Origin of the sequence: Streptomyces lushanensis, from assembly GCF_001700515.1 — a bacterium.
Lineage (GTDB): Bacteria > Actinomycetota > Actinomycetes > Streptomycetales > Streptomycetaceae > Streptomyces > Streptomyces lushanensis.
Window position 1 is genome coordinate 1 of record NZ_MAUD01000311.1, and the last position, 3,352, is coordinate 3,352.

Sequence of the window (3,352 nt, forward strand, 5' to 3'; positions counted from 1 at the left end):
AGTTGACGACGCGCGCGTCGTACGAGTCGAACGCGTCGTCCCACTCCGCCGGGTCGGTGGAACGGCCGTCGGAGGGCTCGACCACACAGCGCATCGGGAGCTCGAAGGCGCGCGCGAACGCGAAGTCGCGGCTGTCGTGCGCCGGTACGGCCATGATCGCGCCCGTGCCGTATCCCATCAGCACATAGTCGGCGATGAAGACGGGTACCCGCTCGCCGCTGACCGGGTTGGTGGCGAACGCGCCGGTGAAGACGCCGGTCTTGTCCTTGGCCTCGGCCTGGCGCTCGACGTCGGACTTCGACGCGGCCTGCTTGCGGTACGCGCCGACGGCGTCGGCCGGAGTCGCGTGTCCGCCCGTCCACACGTCTGGGGTGCCCTCGGGCCAGACGGCCGGGACGATCTCCTCGACCAGGTCGTGCTCCGGCGCCAGCACCATGTACGTGGCACCGAACAGGGTGTCCTGACGCGTCGTGAAGACGGTGATCGCGCCCGCGTCACCGACGGGGAAGTCGACGCGCGCGCCCTCGCTCCTGCCGATCCAGTTGCGCTGCTGGAGCTTGATGGCCTCGGGCCAGTCCAGCGCGTCCAGATCGGTCAGCAGCCGGTCGGCGTACGCGGTGATCCGCATGTTCCACTGACGCAGCTTCGCCTTGAACACCGGGAAGTTGCCGCGCTCGGAGCGCCCGTCCGCGGTGACCTCCTCGTTGGCCAGCACGGTGCCCAGTCCGGGAGACCAGTTGACGGGCGCGTCGGAGGCGTAGGCCAGCCGGTACCCGCCCAGGACATCGGCGCGCTCGACGGCGCTCAGCGCGCTCCAGGGGCGCCCGTCGGGCGTGTCGCGCGACCCGCTCTCGAACTGCGCCACCAGCGTGTCGATCGGACGGGCCTTGTCGGCGTCCTTGTCGTACCAGGAGTTGAAGATCTGTACGAAGATCCACTGGGTCCACTTGTAGTAGTCCGGGTCGATCGTGGCCACGGACCGGCGCTTGTCGTGTCCCAGACCCAGCCGGCGCAGCTGCGCCTTCATGTTGTCCATGGCGGCCTCGGTGGAGACCCGCGGGTGCGTGCCGGTGGCGACCGCGTGCTGCTCGGCGGGCAGGCCGAACGCGTCGAAGCCCAGCGTGTGCAGCACGTTGTGCCCGGTCATGCGCTGGTGGCGGGCGAACACGTCGGTGGCGATGTAGCCCAGCGGATGCCCGACATGCAGTCCGGTGCCGGACGGGTACGGGAACATGTCCATGATGAACTTCTTGGGCTCGGCCACCCGCGCCGGGTCCCCGGCCAGATCACCCGTGGGGTTCGGTGCCTCGTACGTGCCCTCGGCGTCCCAGAAGTCCTGCCAGCGCGCCTCGATGTCGGCGGCCATGGCGGCCGTGTAGCGGTGCGGCGCTGTCTGCTCGGCGGCAGCGGAATTCGTCTCGCTCATGATCCTCTGAAGCTCCATCGATCGTCTCTGCCGGCGGGGTTCGGCCGTGCCGTGCCACTCGGCGAGTGACTGCGCCGGCCGGTGAACGAAAAAGACCCCTCACACAGGAGGGGACGCCGCGCCGATTCCGACCGGATTTCTCATCCGTCGGGACTGATCAGCGCGGCCCGCTAAGCAGAAGGCGTACGGCTCGCATGGCGTCAGGGTACCGCAGGGCCCCGACAGCCCGCACAGAGAGCACCGGACGGGCACACGAGAAGCACGGGAGAGCCACGGGAGGGGCACGAAACGATCGTGGAACGACCGGAGACGTAAGCCGTTACCCCGCGTATCCCCCCGTTCCGGGGCATCTCTCGGGCCGCCAAGAGTCGGGTAACTCACCTTCCCCCGGTTAAACCTGCAAACCGGGTACTGCCTGGTATGGCTCCACTTAGCATGCGGCAACGGGACCGCTTTCCCGAGCCCTTCGGAGTTGCCCCCTCATGAACCCTCAACGCAAGTTCAGCTCGTCGCTCTCCCTGGACCACGGCATGAGCCGGCAGGTCCAGGGCGGACTCACTGTCGCCGCGCTGGTACTGGTACCACTGCTCGCCGTCGCGGGAGGCGACGCCTTCCGTGCCGCACTCGACTTCACCACCGGAGTGCTGTCCCTGCTGTCGCTCACCGGGGCCGTCGCCTGGGGTCTGATAGCCACCGACCGGCTGCTGCTCTCCCCGCGCCACCGGCTGCTGGCCCAGGGCGTCCACCGCGCGACGGCGATCGCCTCGCTCGGTTTCCTGCTGCTGCACGTCACGGTCAAGGTCACCCTCGGGCATGTGGCGCTGCTCGGCGCGCTGGTGCCCTTCGGCCTCGGTGTCAGCGGGACGAACGGTCTCATCGGCTTCGGTTCGCTCGCCGGACTGCTGATGGTCGTGGCCGCCACGACCGGCGCGATGCGCAGTGCCTTCGCCGTGCCCGGCCGCTTCGCGGGACGCTGGCGCGCGATGCACATGCTGGCCTACCCGGCCTGGTGCTTCGCGCTCGTGCACGGGCTCTACACCGGCCGCCCGGCCGCGACCTGGGTCGTCACCATGTACTGCCTGGCCCTCCTCGGAGTCGCCGGTGCCGTGTCGGTACGGCTGCTGCCACCCCCGCTCAGACGCCGGCTCGCCGACCGGATCCTCACCCTGACCGGCGGCGTGCGCGAAACGCTCGCCGAGCCCGAGCAGAGCCGCCGCGATCTCGTGTCGGACCCGCTCCCCGGTGCGTCGGGCATCCCGTCGCAGCCCGGCTACCAGCAGCGGACACAGCGCGAGCCCGCCGTCTCGGCGCAGCCGCTCGGATCGGCGCTGGGGCGGCCGCGTACACCGCCGCGGCTCACCGCCCCGGCGCCGCCGCTGTACGAGGCGACGCGATCGGGCGCGGAGCCCTACCCCGCGTCGGATCCGTTCAGCACCAGCACCGGTGTCACGGAGCCGTTTCCACGGACGGAGTCCGGTACGGGCCTGTCGGCCGGCTATCGCGCGGTCTCGCAAGGAGGTGAGCCGACCGCGCGCATACCGACCGGCGAGATACCTCTCGCCGAACGCGTTCCTCTGACCGAGGAACTCCCGATCATCCCGGAAGAGTCCTCGGGCAGGCCCGGTTCCTGGCCCGCGCCCTCCCCGCCACGCCCGGCGGAGGCCTTCGCACCGCCCGCGTCGACCCCGTACGACACCGGCGCGGTCCCCACCTACGGGCCGAACGGGGCCTCTCCGTACGACACCGGCGCAAACGCCTCGTATCCGGCGAGCGGCACGACGTCGTCCCCGTACGACACGAGTGGCGCCGCCGCCCCGGTCTACGGGCCCGACGCGCCGTCCCCGTACGACACGGGCGCGATCCCGACGTACGACACCGGCTCCGTCCCGGCCTACGAGACCGGCTCGATCCCGACGTACGACACCG

General features: G+C 70.6%; 2 protein-coding genes. One reads left to right on the forward strand and one right to left on the reverse strand.

Going from position 1 to position 3,352, the window contains the following annotated elements; genetic code table 11:
• A partial coding sequence (locus BFF77_RS23905; protein ID WP_141698509.1) for a class I tRNA ligase family protein occupies positions 1 to 1,426 on the reverse strand: 1,426 nt, incomplete at its 3' end.
• A gap of 482 nt (positions 1,427 to 1,908) precedes the next feature.
• On the opposite strand from BFF77_RS23905, the gene BFF77_RS23910 reads away from it, so the two are divergent.
• Positions 1,909 to 3,352: ferric reductase-like transmembrane domain-containing protein (locus tag BFF77_RS23910; RefSeq protein WP_066953271.1), on the forward strand; the 1,444-nt coding region annotated here is incomplete at its 3' end.